The 15,394-nt window shown below is 68.8% G+C and carries 12 protein-coding genes; 4 read left to right on the top strand and 8 right to left on the bottom strand.

Annotated features, from left to right (window positions below; translation table 11 throughout):
- Window positions 1–14: 14 nt before the first annotated feature.
- The 5 genes from ACFVVM_RS18860 to ACFVVM_RS18880 all read right to left on the bottom strand — a co-directional run bounded on the left by ACFVVM_RS18860 (window position 15) and on the right by ACFVVM_RS18880 (window position 7,147).
- Window positions 15–1,118: a hypothetical protein gene (locus ACFVVM_RS18860; RefSeq protein ID WP_387619636.1), complete on the bottom strand. Its 1,104-nt coding sequence runs from the start codon at window positions 1,116–1,118 to the stop codon at window positions 15–17.
- A gap of 50 nt (window positions 1,119–1,168) precedes the next feature.
- Complete coding sequence (gene mtnC, locus ACFVVM_RS18865; protein ID WP_387619639.1) at window positions 1,169–1,861, bottom strand: acireductone synthase; 693 nt, start codon at window positions 1,859–1,861, stop codon at window positions 1,169–1,171.
- The gene (locus tag ACFVVM_RS18870; protein ID WP_387619642.1) at window positions 1,858–2,430 is read right to left on the bottom strand and encodes an acireductone dioxygenase; all 573 of its coding nucleotides are present in this window, start codon (window positions 2,428–2,430) and stop codon (window positions 1,858–1,860) included. Before ACFVVM_RS18870 ends, mtnC begins: the two co-directional genes overlap by 4 nt.
- Window positions 2,427–4,367 (bottom strand): S-methyl-5-thioribose-1-phosphate isomerase, encoded by a 1,941-nt coding sequence (gene mtnA, locus ACFVVM_RS18875; RefSeq protein WP_387619645.1) that lies wholly within the window; start codon window positions 4,365–4,367, stop codon window positions 2,427–2,429. Before mtnA ends, ACFVVM_RS18870 begins: the two co-directional genes overlap by 4 nt.
- A 332-nt stretch (window positions 4,368–4,699) precedes the next feature.
- Window positions 4,700–7,147, bottom strand: a complete 2,448-nt coding sequence (locus tag ACFVVM_RS18880; RefSeq protein WP_387619648.1) for an arylsulfatase — start codon at window positions 7,145–7,147, stop codon at window positions 4,700–4,702.
- Between the two features lie 274 nt (window positions 7,148–7,421).
- Between ACFVVM_RS18880 and ACFVVM_RS18885 the strand changes: the two genes are divergently transcribed.
- From ACFVVM_RS18885 to ACFVVM_RS18900, 4 genes are read left to right on the top strand one after another with little or no spacing between them, the layout of a single operon-like run.
- Window positions 7,422–8,999, top strand: a complete 1,578-nt coding sequence (locus ACFVVM_RS18885; protein ID WP_387619651.1) for an ABC transporter substrate-binding protein — start codon at window positions 7,422–7,424, stop codon at window positions 8,997–8,999.
- Window positions 8,996–9,955 (top strand): ABC transporter permease, encoded by a 960-nt coding sequence (locus tag ACFVVM_RS18890; protein ID WP_387619654.1) that lies wholly within the window; start codon window positions 8,996–8,998, stop codon window positions 9,953–9,955. Before ACFVVM_RS18885 ends, ACFVVM_RS18890 begins: the two co-directional genes overlap by 4 nt.
- A complete protein-coding gene (locus tag ACFVVM_RS18895; protein ID WP_387619657.1) occupies window positions 9,952–10,824 on the top strand; it encodes an ABC transporter permease in 873 nt (290 codons plus the stop codon). The genes ACFVVM_RS18890 and ACFVVM_RS18895 overlap by 4 nt, the downstream gene beginning before the upstream one ends.
- Window positions 10,821–12,695: a dipeptide ABC transporter ATP-binding protein gene (locus ACFVVM_RS18900; protein ID WP_387619660.1), complete on the top strand. Its 1,875-nt coding sequence runs from the start codon at window positions 10,821–10,823 to the stop codon at window positions 12,693–12,695. The genes ACFVVM_RS18895 and ACFVVM_RS18900 overlap by 4 nt, the downstream gene beginning before the upstream one ends.
- Window positions 12,696–12,745: 50 nt before the next feature.
- On the opposite strand, the gene ACFVVM_RS18905 is transcribed toward ACFVVM_RS18900, so the two are convergent.
- From ACFVVM_RS18905 to ACFVVM_RS18915, 3 genes are all read right to left on the bottom strand, one after another.
- Window positions 12,746–12,901, bottom strand: a complete 156-nt coding sequence (locus ACFVVM_RS18905) for a hypothetical protein (RefSeq protein WP_387619663.1) — start codon at window positions 12,899–12,901, stop codon at window positions 12,746–12,748.
- Between the two features lie 141 nt (window positions 12,902–13,042).
- Entirely contained in the window at window positions 13,043–14,593 is a 1,551-nt protein-coding gene (locus ACFVVM_RS18910) for an alpha/beta hydrolase (protein WP_387619666.1), read from the bottom strand.
- Between the two features lie 17 nt (window positions 14,594–14,610).
- Window positions 14,611–15,276 (bottom strand): DUF3159 domain-containing protein, encoded by a 666-nt coding sequence (locus tag ACFVVM_RS18915; protein WP_387619669.1) that lies wholly within the window; start codon window positions 15,274–15,276, stop codon window positions 14,611–14,613.
- Window positions 15,277–15,394 lie beyond the last annotated feature (118 nt).

A 15,394-nucleotide genomic window follows, 5' to 3' on the forward strand; every position in this document is an offset into this window, starting at 1 on the left:
CGCCGGTCGCCACGTCAGCGTCCGCTGATCCTCAGTCCTCGCTCACGCAGGCGGTCGCGGATGGGTGACGGGAAGAGGGCTCCCGGCAGCACGATGGTCATCCCGCGGTATCCGAGGGTGGCGACTTCGCCTCGAACCGTGATCCGACGGATGGTCGAGTACGGCAGGCGCAGGACGAACCTCGCCGTGGCGATGAGCACGGCGTCGGAACCGAACTGTGTGGCCATGACCGCGCCGGGTGCGGCGAAGCCCGCGACCTTGTCGATCTCGGCATAGGACGGAACGCGCGTCATCCACCATCCGACCGCGCCGATCAGGGCGCTGATCACCAGGAAGATCAGGACGGCCGGCGGCCCGCCGAGCCATCCGAAGACAACAGCGCCGACGATGACGGCGACCCCGATCAGGGCGGTCTTGGCTGTCGGCCGCCACCACGGTGCACGCGCGTGCGCGCGAGTCAGCAGGCGTGCCGTATCGGAGTCGGCGACCGTGACGGCGTGGGGTCTGGGCAGGGCGGGAAACAGCGGTGAAGGTGTGCGGACGCGGCGGTCGGGTGTGGTGACGGGTTCCCTCGAGAGGAATCCGCGCAACTCCTCGACCAGGTGGTCGGGCCAGAGCTCGCGGGGCATGGCGTACGGTCGCCCGTCGACCTGCAGGACGGCAACCCGCGCCGAGACCGTGATCCCCCGGATGCGCTGGTAGCGGATCCTGCTGTGGCACGTCCGCTCGGTGATGTCGAGCGCGTCGGTGCCGAGCCGGACCGCGACGGTCGCGGCATCATCGACCAGGCTGCCGTACTGCCTGCGCAGCTGGAAATGGTTGGCGATGGGGGCGCAGACGGGAATCGTCATGACGATGACGATCAACGGGAGCGGCATCCCGCTGATTGTCAGGTTGAATACGTGCAGCGGGATCAAGGCCAGCATGATGATCCAGGTCCCGCGACCGGCCGCGCGCATGGCGTTGTGGTGGCGCAGCAGTGACGCGATACGGGGGGACATGGTGAACGTGGTGTCCGGCTGGTCGAGGCCGGGGAGCTCGGGTGCCGGGTGGTCGAGGGGATCCACGGTTCCCTGGGCCGGTGGGGCTGAATCGAGGCTGTGCCCCTGGTGTTCCATGGAAACAGACTAATCGGTCTTTTGTGGTGCTCGGTCCACGGACGGTCGGTTCAGGCTGGTGTGCGCACGGTGATCTCGTCGAACGAGCCGACCCAGACGTGGGGTGCTCGTGGGGAATTCGGCTCACCGTCGCGATGGATGCCGACGACCTGCCAGCCCGCTGTCGTGGCGGCATCGAGCTCGTCCGGGTGGTCGGACAGGAACAGGATCTCCGGGCCGGGGATGTCGATGCGTTCGGCGATGTGCTGGTAGGAGGTGGGCTCGCGCTTGGGGCCCGCGGTGACCAGGTCGAAGTGGTCGGTGATCAGTCCGGAGAGATCGCCGGAATCGGCGAAGGTGAACCAATCGCGTTGGTTGCGTTCGGATCCCGAGGAATAGACGTGGAGCTGGAATCCGGCGTCGTGCCACTTCGCCAGTGCCGGCGCCACATCGGCGAAGAAGCGCCCGTGCAGGGCGCCGGTGCGGAAACCCTGGGCGCAGATCGCGCCCTGGGCCGTCTTGAGTGGCTCGGCCTTCACGTCCGATTCCAGCCAGCCGCGCAGGATTTCGGCGATCCGGTCGGTGTCGGCGTCGGGTTCCCCGGCGAGTTCGCGGGTGGCCGCGATGACGGAATCAGCTGCGCCGTCGGCGTTCTCGGCCAGCCAGGCGGGCAGTCGGGCCGAGGTATAGCCGTAGAGATCGGTGCGGACCGCGTCGGTGGGACTGGTGGTGCCCTCGATGTCGAGGACGATCGCGCGGGTCACGAGGCGGTGAGCAGTTCGTCCAGGGTGGGGAAACCCGCGCTGATCTTGTCGCCGGTGAAGTCGCCGACCCAGCCGTCGGCCTCCTCGAAGAAGCGGATGGCGATGAAATCGGGGCGGGTGCCCATGTCGAACCAGTGCAGGGTGCCCGCGGGCACCGAGAGCAGATCGCCCGCCTCGCAGACCGTGGCCAGGACGGCATCGTCGAGGTGCAGGTAGAAGCAGCCGCGGCCGGCGGCGAAGAAGCGCACTTCGTCCTCGGCGTGGCGGTGCTCGTCGAGGAATTTGGCGCGCGCGCCCGCGGCGGTGGCGGGCCAGTCCGGGTTGTCGTCGTCGGGATGGATGCGGGCGACGTCGATGTGCTCGTAGCGGCCCGAGGCGTTGAGCTCGGCGATCCGCGGGCCGTAGTGGGCGAGCAGCGTCTCCGAATCCGTGGCGGCGGCGTCGGCGAGGACATCCCAGCGGGAGAACTCGATGCCGTGCTTCGCCAGTTCGGCGGCGATCTCGGCGGGGTCGGTGGTCCGTACGCGGACCGCGGCGTTGTCGACGGCCATCACTTGCAGCAGGGTCATGTCAGTCCGATCTCGAGAGGCGTGGCATCGGTGCGCCCGGTGCGGGCGATCAACTCGCACAGGGCTTCCAGGCATTCGGCGCGGTCACGCGCCTGGGGAAGAGTGTCACCCCAGGTGGTGATGCCGTGTCCGGTGATGAGCAGAATCGGTGGGGCGGTGGGGTTCTCGCGCAGGTAGGTCTCGATGTCGGCGCCGATGCGCGGGACATCGGGCCAGTTCGGGAAGATCGGGACCTGGGCCGAGGAGGGGTCGGCCAGACCGAAACCCTTGAGCAGTTCGTAGCCGGTGATCCGCAGTGGGGTGACGCTGTTGCCGGGCTGGGCTGCCGTGGTGGCGAGGGCCGTCGCGAACGGGGAGTGCACGTGCACGACCGCGCCCGCGCCGGTGGTGCGGTAGACGGCGGTGTGAATGCTGGTCTCCGCGGATGGTTTACGGTTCTGGCCGGGGTGGGCGGCGGTGTCGGCCACGGTGACGAGCACCGTATCGCCCTCGTTCAGTTCACCTTTTGACAGGCCACTGGCGGTGATCAGCACGTCGTCGCCGATCCGCACCGAGATGTTGCCCGCGGTCCCCGGCATCCAGCCGCGCTCGTAGAGCTGCCGCGCCACCGCGGCGATCGCCCGCCCCTGCTCGGCCTGCCGCACCGCCCGCCCGTGGTCGGCCGGAGTGGCCGAGTCGGCGGTGACGGAGTGCGCGCTGGTCACCGTGGTCGGGTCGGCGGTGACGGGGTGCGCGCTGGTCGGCGCGGTCGGGTCTGTGGTGACGGGGTGCGCGCTGGTCGGCGCGGTCGGGTCCGCGGTGGCGTGCCGACCGCCGGTTGTCGTGGTCAGATCTGCCGTGGTGGAGCGCTCGCCCGCTGCCGTGGTGAGAACTGTCGCGTCGGAACGTGTGCTGTTGGTGACAGACGCTGGCACTGCTCGGCCGTGCCCGTCGAACTGATCCGAATTCCGGTAGGCCACACCGTTTTCGGTGACCACTGCCGTGACCAGGTCGGTGGGGGTGACGTCGAAGGCGGGGTTGAACACGGCGGTGTCCGCGGGTGCGGTCGAGACGGTGCCGAAGCCGGTGACCTCGGCGGCGGCGCGCTGCTCCACCACGATCTGGGCGCCGGTGGCCATGGCCGTGTCGCGGGTCGATTCCGGGGCGACCACGATGAACGGGATGCCGTGGTGGCGGGCGGCCAAGGCCAGGGTGAAGGTGCCGATCTTGTTGGCGACATCGCCGTTGGCGGTGATCCGGTCGGCGCCGACCAGGACGGCGTCGACCTGGCCGGTGGCCATGGCCCAGGCGGCGGCGGAATCGATGGTCAGCCGGTGCGGGATGCCCGCCTCGGCGAGTTCCCACGCGGTCAGCCGGGCGCCTTGGAGGAGCGGTCGGGTCTCGTCGACGATCACGTCGGTGACCACGCCACGCTCGTGCAGGACCCGCAGCGTGCCGATCGCGGTGCCGAACGCGCTGGTGGCCAGGCGGCCGGTGTTGCAGTGCGTGAGCAGGCGCAGTGGGCGGTCGCCACACAGGCGCTGCACCAGGTCGGCGGCGTGGGTGGCGGCGGCCCGGTTGACCCGCCCGTCCTCGGCGAGCATGTCCAGGGTCTCGGCCAGCACCGCGTCGGCACCGTCGGCGATGCGCCCGCGCACCCGCTCGACCGCCCAGGCGAGGTTGACGGCCGTCGGCCTGGCCGCCGCGATCCGGTCGGCCTCGGCACCCACCGCCGCTTCATCGACCACTCCGTCGACGGTGTGCGCCCTGGTGGCGATGACCACGCCGAACGCCCCCGCGATCCCGATCGCCGGCGCGCCCCGGATGGCCAGGGTGACGATCGCGTCGATGATCTGGTCGACGGTGCGCAGCCGCAGCTCCCGCACCTCGTGCGGCAGCCCACGCTGGTCGATGGTGACGAGCGCACCGTCATCCCAGATCAGGGAGCTGTCGTCCATGCGGGTGTCCTCACTGCGGGGGTTTCGGCCGGTAAAACGGTATCGGACCTGGTTGGGTGGCGCGGGATGGGCCCGTCGCGACCGTGCGCTCACCGACCGACCGCGACACCGACCGAGTCGGCGACGAGAGTATGGCCAATAGCGGCCCCACGCCCCACTCGGTCGGGTTGGTGATCCGATGCCGCACCAGAACGCCCCGGGTGCGCAGTCGAGTGTCCGCCCGGCGTTGCCCGACTCCGCGACGTACGTCGTCTCGCGCTCGACCGTATCGGTGGTCCAGGGCACTACCAGGTTCGCCCCGGAACGTGGGTGCGTGCTCACGCGGAGCGGCGCTATTCCGCCACATATTCCGCCTCTCGCTCGACCTCGTCGATCGTGCGCTGCGGTACCTGGATCGGTCCGGGGGTGTAGGTCACCGCCCGCAGTGACCCCGTGTAGCGGAACGGTCCGCGTCGTTCGCGCAGCTCCCAGGAGACCGGACCCCGTGCGTCGACGCCCACCGAGATGCCGGTCCATGGCGCCATGCCGACCAGCTGTACCTGCTCGGTGAGGTCGGCGACCGGTACGCCGTCGGCTTCGACGACGAAGTCCCAGCGCAGGTGCGGTCGGACCGTCGCGCGCACGGTGACCTCGCGTGTCCCGGTCGGCAGCGGCGCCTGTGCCGAGGCGTAGCGGCCGTAGCTGTTGACGCCGAGCACCACCTCGCCGTCCTCCACGTAGAGCAGGTAACCGCCGAGCGGGTCACCGTGTGCGACGAGAACGCCCTCGTCGCCGAACCGGTAGCCGTCGCCCTCGGCCGCTGCTCCGGTGCCGGACACGTCCCTCGTCCCGGAGTCGGCATCGACGCCGGCCCCGCTCTCGCTCCTGGCGTCGAACTCGGCGCCGGTCAGCACACTGGACCTGGTCGCGGTGCGCTTCGCGCCGGTCAGGTCGGCGGTGATGGTGAAATCGCGGAAGGCGATGAGGCGCTGGGACCGGTAGCGCTCCAGGGTCGGCGTACCGGGCAGCAGCCGGACCGGGGCGGTGAAACGGGCCTCCTCCGGGCGGCGGCGGAACAGGTCGGCGCGGGTCAGCAGCGGGAAAACCGTGTTGTTCCAGGCGGATTCGTCCCAGGCGGCGGCGAGTTCGGCCGCCTTGTCCGGGTACTGCGCCGACAGGTCGTGCAGCTCGGTGGGATCGGCGCGCACGTCGAACAATTGCCAGCTCGGCGCGTCCAGATCGGTCCCGGCTTCGTACAGGGAGAGCAGCTTCCAGCCGTCGCGGTAGAAGCCGCGATGGCCGGTCATCTCCGAGTACTGCTCGGTGTGCCGGGTCGGGGCGCCCGGATGACGCAGCAGTTCGGCGGCCGAGATGCCGTCGAACTCTTTGGCGGGCAACCCGTTACGGACCGACGGGCGCTCGAGCCCGGCCAGTTCGAGCAGCGTGGGCGCGAGATCGGTGACGTAGGCGTACTCGTGCCGGATACCCGAATCGGACTCGGTGCGCGGCAACCCCTTCGGCCACGACACCACCAGCGGCACCCGCACCCCACCGGCGAAGGTCTGGCCCTTGTAGAACCGGAACGGGGTGTTGGAGGCCTGGCCCCAGCCGCGCGGATAGTGCACGCCCAGCTTCGCAGTGCCGATCAGGTCCTCGTCGTGCGGGACGTCGCCGATCCAGTCGGGGTCGTCGATGTGGGCGAACTCGGCGAAGTAGGAGCGGGTGCCCTCCGGTCCGCCCTCGGCGGTGCCGCCGTTGTCGGAGGTGAACACGATGATGGTGTTGTCGAGCTCGCCGAGGTCCTCGAGCAGGTCGACGATGCGCCCCAGGCTCTGGTCGATGCTGTCGACCATGCCCGCGTACACCTCCATGTACTTGGCATAGCGGCGCTGCTCATCGGCCGACAGCGAATCCCATTCCGCCGCTTCGTAACCCGGCTCGGTATTGCGCGGCTTCTGCTCGGTCCCCGGCGGGAACAGCCCCTGTGCGAGCTGCTCGGCGAAGCGGCGCCTGCGCAGCTCGTCCCAGCCCTCGGCGTAGCGGCCACGGTATTTCGCCTGGTCCTCGGCCTTGGCCTGCAGCGGACCGTGCATGGCCACGTGCGCGAAGTAGAGGAAGAACGGCTTCTCGGCGTCGTGGGCGCGCAGGTCCTTGATGTAGGACAGCGCCTTGTCGGTGAGATCGTCGGTCAGGTAGTAGCCCTCCGGATACTCCTCCACATCGACCACCGAACTGTCCGACACCAGCTGATTCGGATAGTAGAAGGAGTTCAAACCCTCCAAAGACCCGTAGTAGCGGTCGAATCCGCGCTGGGTGGGCCACGAGTCCCGGTGCGCCGACGGATTCATCGTGGCATCCCGCACGAGGTGCCACTTGCCGACGGCATAGGTCGCATAGCCGTTCTCGCGCAGGATCTCCGGCAACGTGAGCACATCGTCGGCCAGTTCCAGCCGCAAACCGGGGTAGCCGGGATCGGCATTGGCGACGAAGCCGAAACCCGCACGGTGGGAATTGATCCCGGTCAGCAGCGCCGCGCGCGAGGGCGAGCACAGCGGGGTGGTGTGGTAGTTCGACAGCCGCACACCCTCGGCCGCGAGCCGGTCCAGCGTGGGGGTCTCGATCTCGGAACCGAACGGACCGATATCGCTGTAGCCCATGTCGTCGACGAGCACGACGACGATGTTGGGCGCACCCGCGGGCGCGGTCGGGGGATAGGTCCATTCCGGCGTGGAATCCGCCGTGGTGCGGCCGATCGAGCCGCCGAAGGATTCATAACCGCGTGCGTGGGGTGGAACAGGCATTCTGGCAGTAAAGAGGACATCTACGCAGGTCACCAGGGTTATGTGCATGGTGCGTGGAATCGGTGACCGGCTCGGCGCAACTTGTTAGCGTCACTGCCGTGCCCACGAATCAGTCGTCCAGCTGCTGTTCGTGTCGCGTCCTGTGTGGCTGACGTACGTCTGCTGACGTGCGCGGCCGAGCCGAGCCGAAGTTGTCCCCTTTCCCCTGGTGCCGCTATGCCTGCGCACCGATCGGCCCGCGGCGCGGGTCGACGTGTCTTCGAGGATCTTCACGATGAGTTCTACCCCTGGCGGTTTCGACCGCCGTAACTTCCTGCGCACCAGCGGCATCGTCGCGGCGGCCATCTTCGGCGGCGCGGCGCTGGCCGCCTGCACCTCGGCGGTGTCGGAGCAGAAGGCGGGCGGCGGCGACGCGACCCCGGTTGCCGGCGGCACCTTGAAGTTCGGCATCCGCGACGACCTGGTCCCGGCGAACCTGCTGACCAACACCGGCGCGACCCCGGTCATCGTCGGCCTGGTCTACGAGTCGCTGATCCGCTACCCCAACGACGAGCTGGAACCGCAACCGCTGCTGGCGAAGTCGTGGGAACTGGCCGCCGACGGCCGCTCGCTGAGCCTGGACCTGCGCGACGACGTGAAGTTCCACTCCGGCCGCCCGTTCACCGCCAAGGACGTCGAATTCTCGATCCGCACCTACGCCGACGCCAAGTGGTCGGCCCAGCTGCGCAGCACCGCCACCGCCGTCACCGGCTTCGACATCGTCTCGCCCACCCGGATCGTGCTGCAGTTCGCGCACCCGCTGAGCAATGTCTACGACCTGCTCGACACCGTGCCCATCCTCGACAGCGAATCCATCGAACAGCTCGGCACCGGCGAGACCTACATCGGCACCGGCCCGTTCAAGTTCGTCCAGCGCATCCCGAACTCCCAGCTGGTGTTCGAGAAGAACCCCGAGTACTGGGTGCCCGAGCGGCCCTACCTCGACCGGGTCGAGATCGCCATCATCCCCGACCCGCAGGCCCTGCTCAACGCGCTGAAGTCCGGGCAGATCGCCGCCGCCCGCGAACTCGGCTACCGCGACGCCGAGAACCTCGCCAAGGGCGGTGGCTACCAGGTGCTCGACCTCGAGGGCGCCGAGCTGCAGTCCTATGTCGGCGTCAATGTCACCGTGCCGGAGCTGGCCGATGTCCGGGTGCGCCAGGCCATCGCCTACGCGCTCGACCGCGATCGGATCGTCGCCGAGGTCTACCGCGGCGCCGGCTACCCGCTCAATGTGCCGTGGCCGAAGAACTCGCCCGCCTACGACGAGTCGCGCAACTCCCGCTACAGCCGCGACATCGACAAGGCCAAGCAGCTGCTGACCGAGGCGGGCACACCGCCGAAGCTCCCGCTGACCTTCGCGCCCGGCTACCAGGAGACCGCGCAGATCGTGCAGTCCAACCTCGCCGACATCGGCGTCGAGGTCGAACTCGATCCGGTCGACGGCGCCACCTTCGTCAAGCTGCTCACCGGCGCCCAGTTCCGCGGCCTGTGGGTCACCGACCACTCGTGGGCGCAGTTCGTGCCCTCGACGCTGACCGTGAGCGCGTACCCGTTCAACGCGCGCCGCAATGCCTCGCACTACGAGTCGCCCGCCTACGTGGCCGCCGCCGACGCCGCGTGGCAGCGGTCGGACAGCACCGGCCCCGAGGCGGTGCAGGCGTACAAGGCGCTGTCGGATCAGCTGCTCGAGGGGCTGTTCCTGATCGAGATCGGCGTGCGCTACCAGCAGTACGCCGCCTCGAACAAGGTGCACGACCTCGGCTGGACCAAGCGCCGTGAGCCCTTGCTCACCGACACCTTCCTGTCATGACCCGCTACCTGTTACATCGGCTCCCGTCGGCACTGCTCGTGCTGTTCGGGGCGTCGGTGCTGATCTTCCTGCTGCTGCGGCTGGTGCCCGGTGATCCGGCCACCATCCTCGCGGGCAACGACGCGACCCCGGAGTCGATCGAGGCGATCCGCCACCAGCTGGGGCTTGACCGCTCGATTCCGGTGCAGTACCTGAGCTGGCTGGCCGATCTGTTCACCCTGGATCTGGGCCGCTCCTACATCATCGGCGGCGAGATCACCGATCTGGTCGGCCGCGGCCTGACCAACACGTTGGTCCTCACGGTGACCGCGCTGGTGCTGGCGCTGCTGGCGAGCCTCACGGTGTCGGTCGCGTCGGTGCTGTGGCCGAGCCGGTGGCTCGATACCGTTGTCGCCGCGGCCAATACGATCGCGGTGGCGCTGCCGACCTTCGTCGTCGGACCGCTGCTGGTGCTGGTGTTCGCGATCGCGATCCCGGTGCTGCCCGCGGGTGGCGCGCCGCCGGACGGCTTCATCGCCCGGCCCGACATCGCGGTGCAGTACCTGCTGCTGCCCGCGATCTGCCTCGCGCTGCCGGTGGCCGCGGCCCTGACCCGGTTCCTCACCGAGTCGCTGCGCACCGAACTGGCCAAACCCTATGTGCTCACGGCACGTTCGCTCGGCATCGGCCATCGCGAGATCATCACCCGCGGCGCGCTGCGCAGCGCGCTACCGATCATGCTCACCGTGCTCGGCATCCAGACCGGGCAGCTGCTCGGTGGGGCGGTGCTGGTCGAGGCGGCCTTCGTCTGGCCGGGTATCGGTCAGCTCATCGAACAGGGCATCAGCCGCCGCGACTATCCGCTGGTGCAGGTGCTGTTGCTGCTGTCGGTGGCGGTGTTCGTGGTGATCCAGTTGCTCACCGATATCGCGCATGCCTGGCTGGATCCGCGAATCAGGATCGGGGGTCGGTCATGACCGAGAGTCTCGTGCTCGAGAAAACGACTGTCCCCGAAGAGGTGTCGTCGCGTCGTGCGGGCGTGCTCACGGCCCTGCGCAGGGGGCAGGGCCTGGCGGGGGTGCTGCTGATCGCGGTGGTCGCGCTCGCCGGTGTGTTCGCGGGGGCACTCAGCTCCTACGATCCGCTGGCGCAGATCTCCGGCGCCAATCTGCTCGGTCCGAGTGCCGAGCACTGGCTCGGCACCGACCAGCTCAACCGCGATGTGGCCGCCCGGGTACTCGCGGGCATTCGCGTCAACCTGCTGATCGTGCTGATCGCGGTGCCGATCGGCGCGCTGATCGGTGCGCTGGTCGGCCTCGCCGCGACGGTGAACCCGATCGCCGATGTCACCGCGCAGCGGGTGTTCGACCTGATCCTGGCGTTCCCCACGCTGATCTTCGCGATCGCGCTGGCCGCGATCACCGGACCCGGCGCGCACGCGGTCGTCATCGTCATCGTGGCCGCCGAGATCCCGATCTTCGGCAGGCAGATCCGCACCGCGGTACTGGCGGTGCGCGAACAGCCCTTCGTCGAGGCCGCGGAGGTGATCGGCGCCGGCACCTGGTGGACTCTGCGAAAGCATGTGCTGCCCAACGCGATCGAACCGCTCGGCGTGCAGTTCGCGCTGTCGCTGTCGGTGGCGGTGTTCATCGAGGGCGCGATGAGTTTCATCGGCATCGGAGTGCGCCCGCCGGATCCCTCGCTGGGCTCGCTGATCGCCGATTCCATCGACAATCTCGATGCCAATCCGTGGATGGCGATCGGTCCGCTGACCGTGGTCGCCGCGCTCACCCTCGGATTCCTGTTGATCGCCCAGGCGCTGGGCCGGGCTAGGAGGCTGGGATGAGCGACCACGACGAGGTAGTGCTCGACATCGCGGACCTGATCGTCAGGTTCGGCGACACCACCGTGGTGGACCAGGTGAGCCTGCGGGTGCGCCGTGGCGAAGTGGTCGCGCTGGTCGGTGAATCCGGGTCCGGCAAGTCGCTCACCGCGCGTTCGGTGCTCGGGCTGCTGCCGGGCACCGCCACGGCGAGCGGGTCCATCCGGCTCGCGGGCACCGAGGTGATCGGCGCGACCGAATCCGGCCTGCGCGAGCTGCGTGGCACCAAGGCCGCCATGGTGTTCCAGGAGCCGCAGACCGCGCTGAACCCGGTGCAGAAGATCGGCACCCAGCTCGCCCAGGCGTTGCGCGCACACGGCACCACCGACAAGGCCGCCATTCGCGCCCGGTCGATCGAACTGCTGACCGCCGTCGACATCCCGGAACCGGAGAAGCGGCTGGACTGGTACCCCCACCAGCTCTCCGGCGGCCAGAAGCAGCGCGTGGTGATCGCCCTCGCCCTGTCCGGCGAACCCGACCTGCTCATCGCCGACGAGCCGACCACCGCGCTCGACGTCACCGTGCAGGCCGAGATCCTCGACCTGCTGCGCACCCTGCAGCGCGGCCGCGGCACCGCCATCCTGTTCATCACCCACAACCTGGGTGTCGTCGCCGAGATCGCCGACCGGGTCGTGGTGCTGCGCGCGGGGCAGGTGGTCGAGGAGCAGGCGGTGTTCGGGCTGTTCGGCGCGCCGGGGGCCGAGTACACGCGGACCTTGCTGGCCGCGGTGCCACGGCTGCCTGCGACCTCGGCGCGCGGGGTCGAGCCGACGGAGACGGTAGCCGCCGCTGGTGACGCCGGGGATACACAGAACTCCGAGACGTCGGTCGACGCGGAACAGACCGGCGGCGCCGTGGAAGAGCCCGGCGAATCCGAGGAGGAGAAGCCGTCCACAACGGAATCCACTGACCGGTCGGCCCGCGCGATCCTGCGGCGAGTGGTGGTGCGTGGACCCGCTGTGGTGGCCGAGAAGGGCGGCGGAACAGCTGAATCCGAGTACGACGACGTGTTGCGCATCGACGATCTGTCGGTGGTGTATCCCGGCCGGCACGGTGCCGCGCCGTTCTCCGCGCTGGCGGACATCTCGCTCACCCTCGGTCCGCGCGAAGTACTCGGTCTGGTCGGTGAATCCGGTTCGGGCAAGAGCACGTTGGGTCGCACCGCGTTGGGGCTGATTCCACCGACCTCGGGAACCGTGGAATTGCAGGGTGTTTCGCTGGCGGGGCTGTCGCGACGGGAACTGCGCGGACTGCGCAAGAATGTCGCGCTGGTGCATCAGGATGTGAGCGCGTCACTGGATCCGCGGCGCAGTGTCGCCGACGCGATCGGCGAGCCACTCGAAGTGCACCGGGCGGCCTCGGGTGCGCTGTTGCGGGCCAAGGTCGGTGAACTGCTCGAATCCGTGCGGCTGCCACGCGATTACGCGCAGCGCAGGCCGGGGGAGCTCTCCGGTGGGCAGCGTCAGCGAGTGGCCTTGGCCAGGGCGCTGGCCTTGGCGCCGCGGCTACTGGTGGCCGACGAGCCGACCAGCGCGCTCGATGTGTCGGTGCAGGCGCAGGTGCTGGATCTGTTCGCCGATCTGCGGGCCGAATACGGGTTCGCGAGCCTGTTCATCAGTCACGATCTGGCCGTGGTGCACCAGGTCGCCGACCGGGTGGTGGTGCTGCGGCAGGGCCGGATCGTCGAAACCGGCGAGGTACGCGCGGTATTCGCCGCACCGGCTCAGGAGTACACCCGCCGCCTGCTCGACGCGGTACCCGCTCCCGATCCGACGACGGCTCGCCGGGGGCGGGCCGAATCCGCGGTGAACGCGCGCCAGACAGTCGGGGCATAACGTGGACGAGCCGCCGGTAGGGGCACCGGCGGCTCGTCGACACACGTGGATCAGTGATGGCCGGGGCGGCGTGGTTCGCGCCGATCGTCCTGGCCTGCTCGCGGCATTCCCCGCGATTCCTCGCCCTGCTCCTGCCGCTGTTGCTGCTGCTGGCGCGGCATTTGCTTGGGCATTTTCTTAGGCGTCTTCTTCGACTTGTCAGCCATCTCCACACGGTCCTTTCCGAGGGATAGTGATTCGCCTAACGCGCCAACGATAACCAGCGAAGATCCGCTCCGGAAGAGGCCGGGCGAAAATTGTCCTCCGACCGGCCGATTATCGGCGTGTCCGCATTCGAGCAAAGGAATTCACAATGCGCACGCACTCCCGTCGGCCGGTGGGGTGAGGTCGATCAGGTAGTCGGCGAGCTTTTGCTCGATGCACGGGTTCTGCACGATGATCGCGCCGTGCTGGGCACCCTCGACCGTCAACAAGCTCGCGCCCAGCGTGTCGGCGAGACCGAGGCCGTCGCGGTGCGGAGTGGCGGGATCGGCCGTCGTGGAGACCACCATGACGGTGGGCAGCTCCGCGCTCACCGCGCCCGCGTCGAATCGGACGGGATCGGCTCCCGGCCACGCCGCGCAGACATCGGTGGTGTCGACGACGTGGCCCGGGTCCATGAACGGTGCCGCGTCGAGGACCGCGCGTTTGTAGGCGGTCTCCTGCTCCCTGGAGTGACGGTTGTCGTCGATGCAGTTGATCGCGACATTCGCTTCGGCGAGATTGCTGTAGACGCCGTCGGCGGCGCGACCCTGGTAGGCGTCACGCAGCAGCAGGAGAACGGTGCCCGACCCGTCGCGGAGCTGTTGCAGGCCCTTGATGACGACCGGCCACAATGCCGACGAGTACAGCCCCGAGAAGACGGCGTCCATGGCTTTGACGGTGTTCAGTTCCCGCCCACTGTCGGTGGGTGCCGGGTGGGTGTCCAGTCCGCGAACGAGGTCGAGGTAAACATCCAAGGCTTTGTCCGGATCGGTGCCGAGCGGGCAATCGCCCTGCTGAATACACAATTCGGCCATGTCGTCGAAAGCGGCTTGCATACCGGTGAATTGGGAGACGCGCCATTCTTGTTTGTCGTGGGTCGGGTCGAGTGCGCCGTCCAGGACCAGCGCCCGCACATTCTGGGGGAACATCTGCGCGTACACCGCGCCCAATCGCGTTCCGTAGCTGGCTCCGGCGAAATTCAGTTTCTCGTCGCCGAGTACCTGTCGCATGATGTCCATATCGCGGGCGACGTCACGGGTTCCGACGTGTGCCAACGCATTCTCGCCGCCCGATCGCCGCGCGCACTCCGCGACGAAGTCCTGTGCGCGCTCCTCGGTCCATTCCTCGCGACCCGACATCGGCGTGAACAACGGTGTGTCGTCATCGCGTTCGGCATCGGTGGCGCAGTCGATCGCCGGCGTGGTTGCCCCCACACCGCGCGGGTCGAAACCGATCAGATCGAACCGCTCGGTGATCGGAGTCGACGTCCAGGCCTGCGCGAGCAGCGGGGCCATCGCCGTTCCGCTCGCCCCTGGTCCGCCGGGATTGGTGAGGATCGACCCGATCCGGTCGGGCCCCCGCGCGGGCACTCTGAGCACCGCGATCTCGGCGACATCGCCCTCCGGAGCGTCGTAGTCCAAGGGCACGGTCACTGTGCCGCACTCCGCGCGTGCGGCGGCGTCCCCCTCCACTCCGCCCAGCGCTGCCGCGTCGCACGGCCCGAAGGCGATCTGCTGCTGCAGGAATCGGTCCATCGCGGTGTCGGTGGACGGGTTCTGCGGACCTGCCGACTGGGCGCAACCGGCGGTCACCAGCAGAACCACCGCCGCCACGCCCGCGGAAATCGTTGTCCTGCGGCGTGTTCGCTCTTTCATCGAAATTCCTTCCTTGTTCATGCGGTCAGTCGCTTCGTCGTGCGACGAAATGCCCAGACGACGACCACCAGCGTCAGGGCCAGCAGCGGGGTCCCCATCCCGATCTTGGCGGTGGCCAGCCAACCGTCCGCCTCGGCGTCGTAGAGCCGGTCCTGGACGACGTAGCGGGCGGTGAACAGGGTGGCGAGGGCGAGGGTGGCGACATCGTGTCCGCGCAGCGAGGGGCTGTCCCGCCGCCAGTCGAACTTGTTGCCGTGCAAGGCGTTCCACACGACACCGGTCAGCGGGCGACGTGCCAGCAGCGAGAGGAACATGACGACAGCACCGACCAGACTGGCCCAGATGCCGACCAGGAAGAACCCTTCGGCCGAGCCGGTCCACGCGGCGACTCCACCGGCGACGAGCACACCGGCCAGCCCGCCGCTCGCCTGGACGACGGACTCGCCGTAGGCGATCCGAAGTCCCATGATCCCCACGGCGACGGCGACAGCGGACCCGATGGCCACCGGCAGTGCCACCAGCGCGTTCGCCGTGACGAAGACGATGATCGGGATGGCCGTGTAGATCATGCCGGTCCGACCGCCGAGCTGGTCGATCAGCTGCTGCGTCGGATCGGCCGTCGATGCGCGCCGGGCGGTCTCGTCGATATCGCCGAGTACCTGGCGGGTTTCAGGCTGAGACATGGTGTTCTCCAAGAGGTTGCGCGAGTGGATGTCGTGCGAGGGCCGACTACCACGTTCGTCGCTTCGAACTCCGGAAAACAGTGCGCGCAAACACGTATTCGAGTGACAGACTCACCGG

The sequence above is a fragment of the Nocardia sp. NPDC058176 genome (genome assembly GCF_042883805.1).
Taxonomy (GTDB): Bacteria; Actinomycetota; Actinomycetes; order Mycobacteriales; family Mycobacteriaceae; genus Nocardia.

What these genes read in the sequence shown, in the direction of transcription:
- mtnA (WP_387619645.1), bottom strand. Translation starts at nt 4,367, where the DNA reads ATGGACGACAGCTCCCTGATCTGGGATGACGGTGCGCTCGTCACCATC.
- ACFVVM_RS18860 (WP_387619636.1), bottom strand. Translation starts at nt 1,118, where the DNA reads ATGGAACACCAGGGGCACAGCCTCGATTCAGCCCCACCGGCCCAGGGA.
- ACFVVM_RS18910 (WP_387619666.1), bottom strand. Translation starts at nt 14,593, where the DNA reads ATGAAAGAGCGAACACGCCGCAGGACAACGATTTCCGCGGGCGTGGCG.
- ACFVVM_RS18900 (WP_387619660.1), top strand. Translation starts at nt 10,821, where the DNA reads ATGAGCGACCACGACGAGGTAGTGCTCGACATCGCGGACCTGATCGTC.
- ACFVVM_RS18870 (WP_387619642.1), bottom strand. Translation starts at nt 2,430, where the DNA reads ATGACCCTGCTGCAAGTGATGGCCGTCGACAACGCCGCGGTCCGCGTA.
- ACFVVM_RS18895 (WP_387619657.1), top strand. Translation starts at nt 9,952, where the DNA reads ATGACCGAGAGTCTCGTGCTCGAGAAAACGACTGTCCCCGAAGAGGTG.
- ACFVVM_RS18880 (WP_387619648.1), bottom strand. Translation starts at nt 7,147, where the DNA reads ATGCCTGTTCCACCCCACGCACGCGGTTATGAATCCTTCGGCGGCTCG.
- ACFVVM_RS18915 (WP_387619669.1), bottom strand. Translation starts at nt 15,276, where the DNA reads ATGTCTCAGCCTGAAACCCGCCAGGTACTCGGCGATATCGACGAGACC.
- ACFVVM_RS18905 (WP_387619663.1), bottom strand. Translation starts at nt 12,901, where the DNA reads ATGGCTGACAAGTCGAAGAAGACGCCTAAGAAAATGCCCAAGCAAATG.
- ACFVVM_RS18885 (WP_387619651.1), top strand. Translation starts at nt 7,422, where the DNA reads ATGAGTTCTACCCCTGGCGGTTTCGACCGCCGTAACTTCCTGCGCACC.
- ACFVVM_RS18890 (WP_387619654.1), top strand. Translation starts at nt 8,996, where the DNA reads ATGACCCGCTACCTGTTACATCGGCTCCCGTCGGCACTGCTCGTGCTG.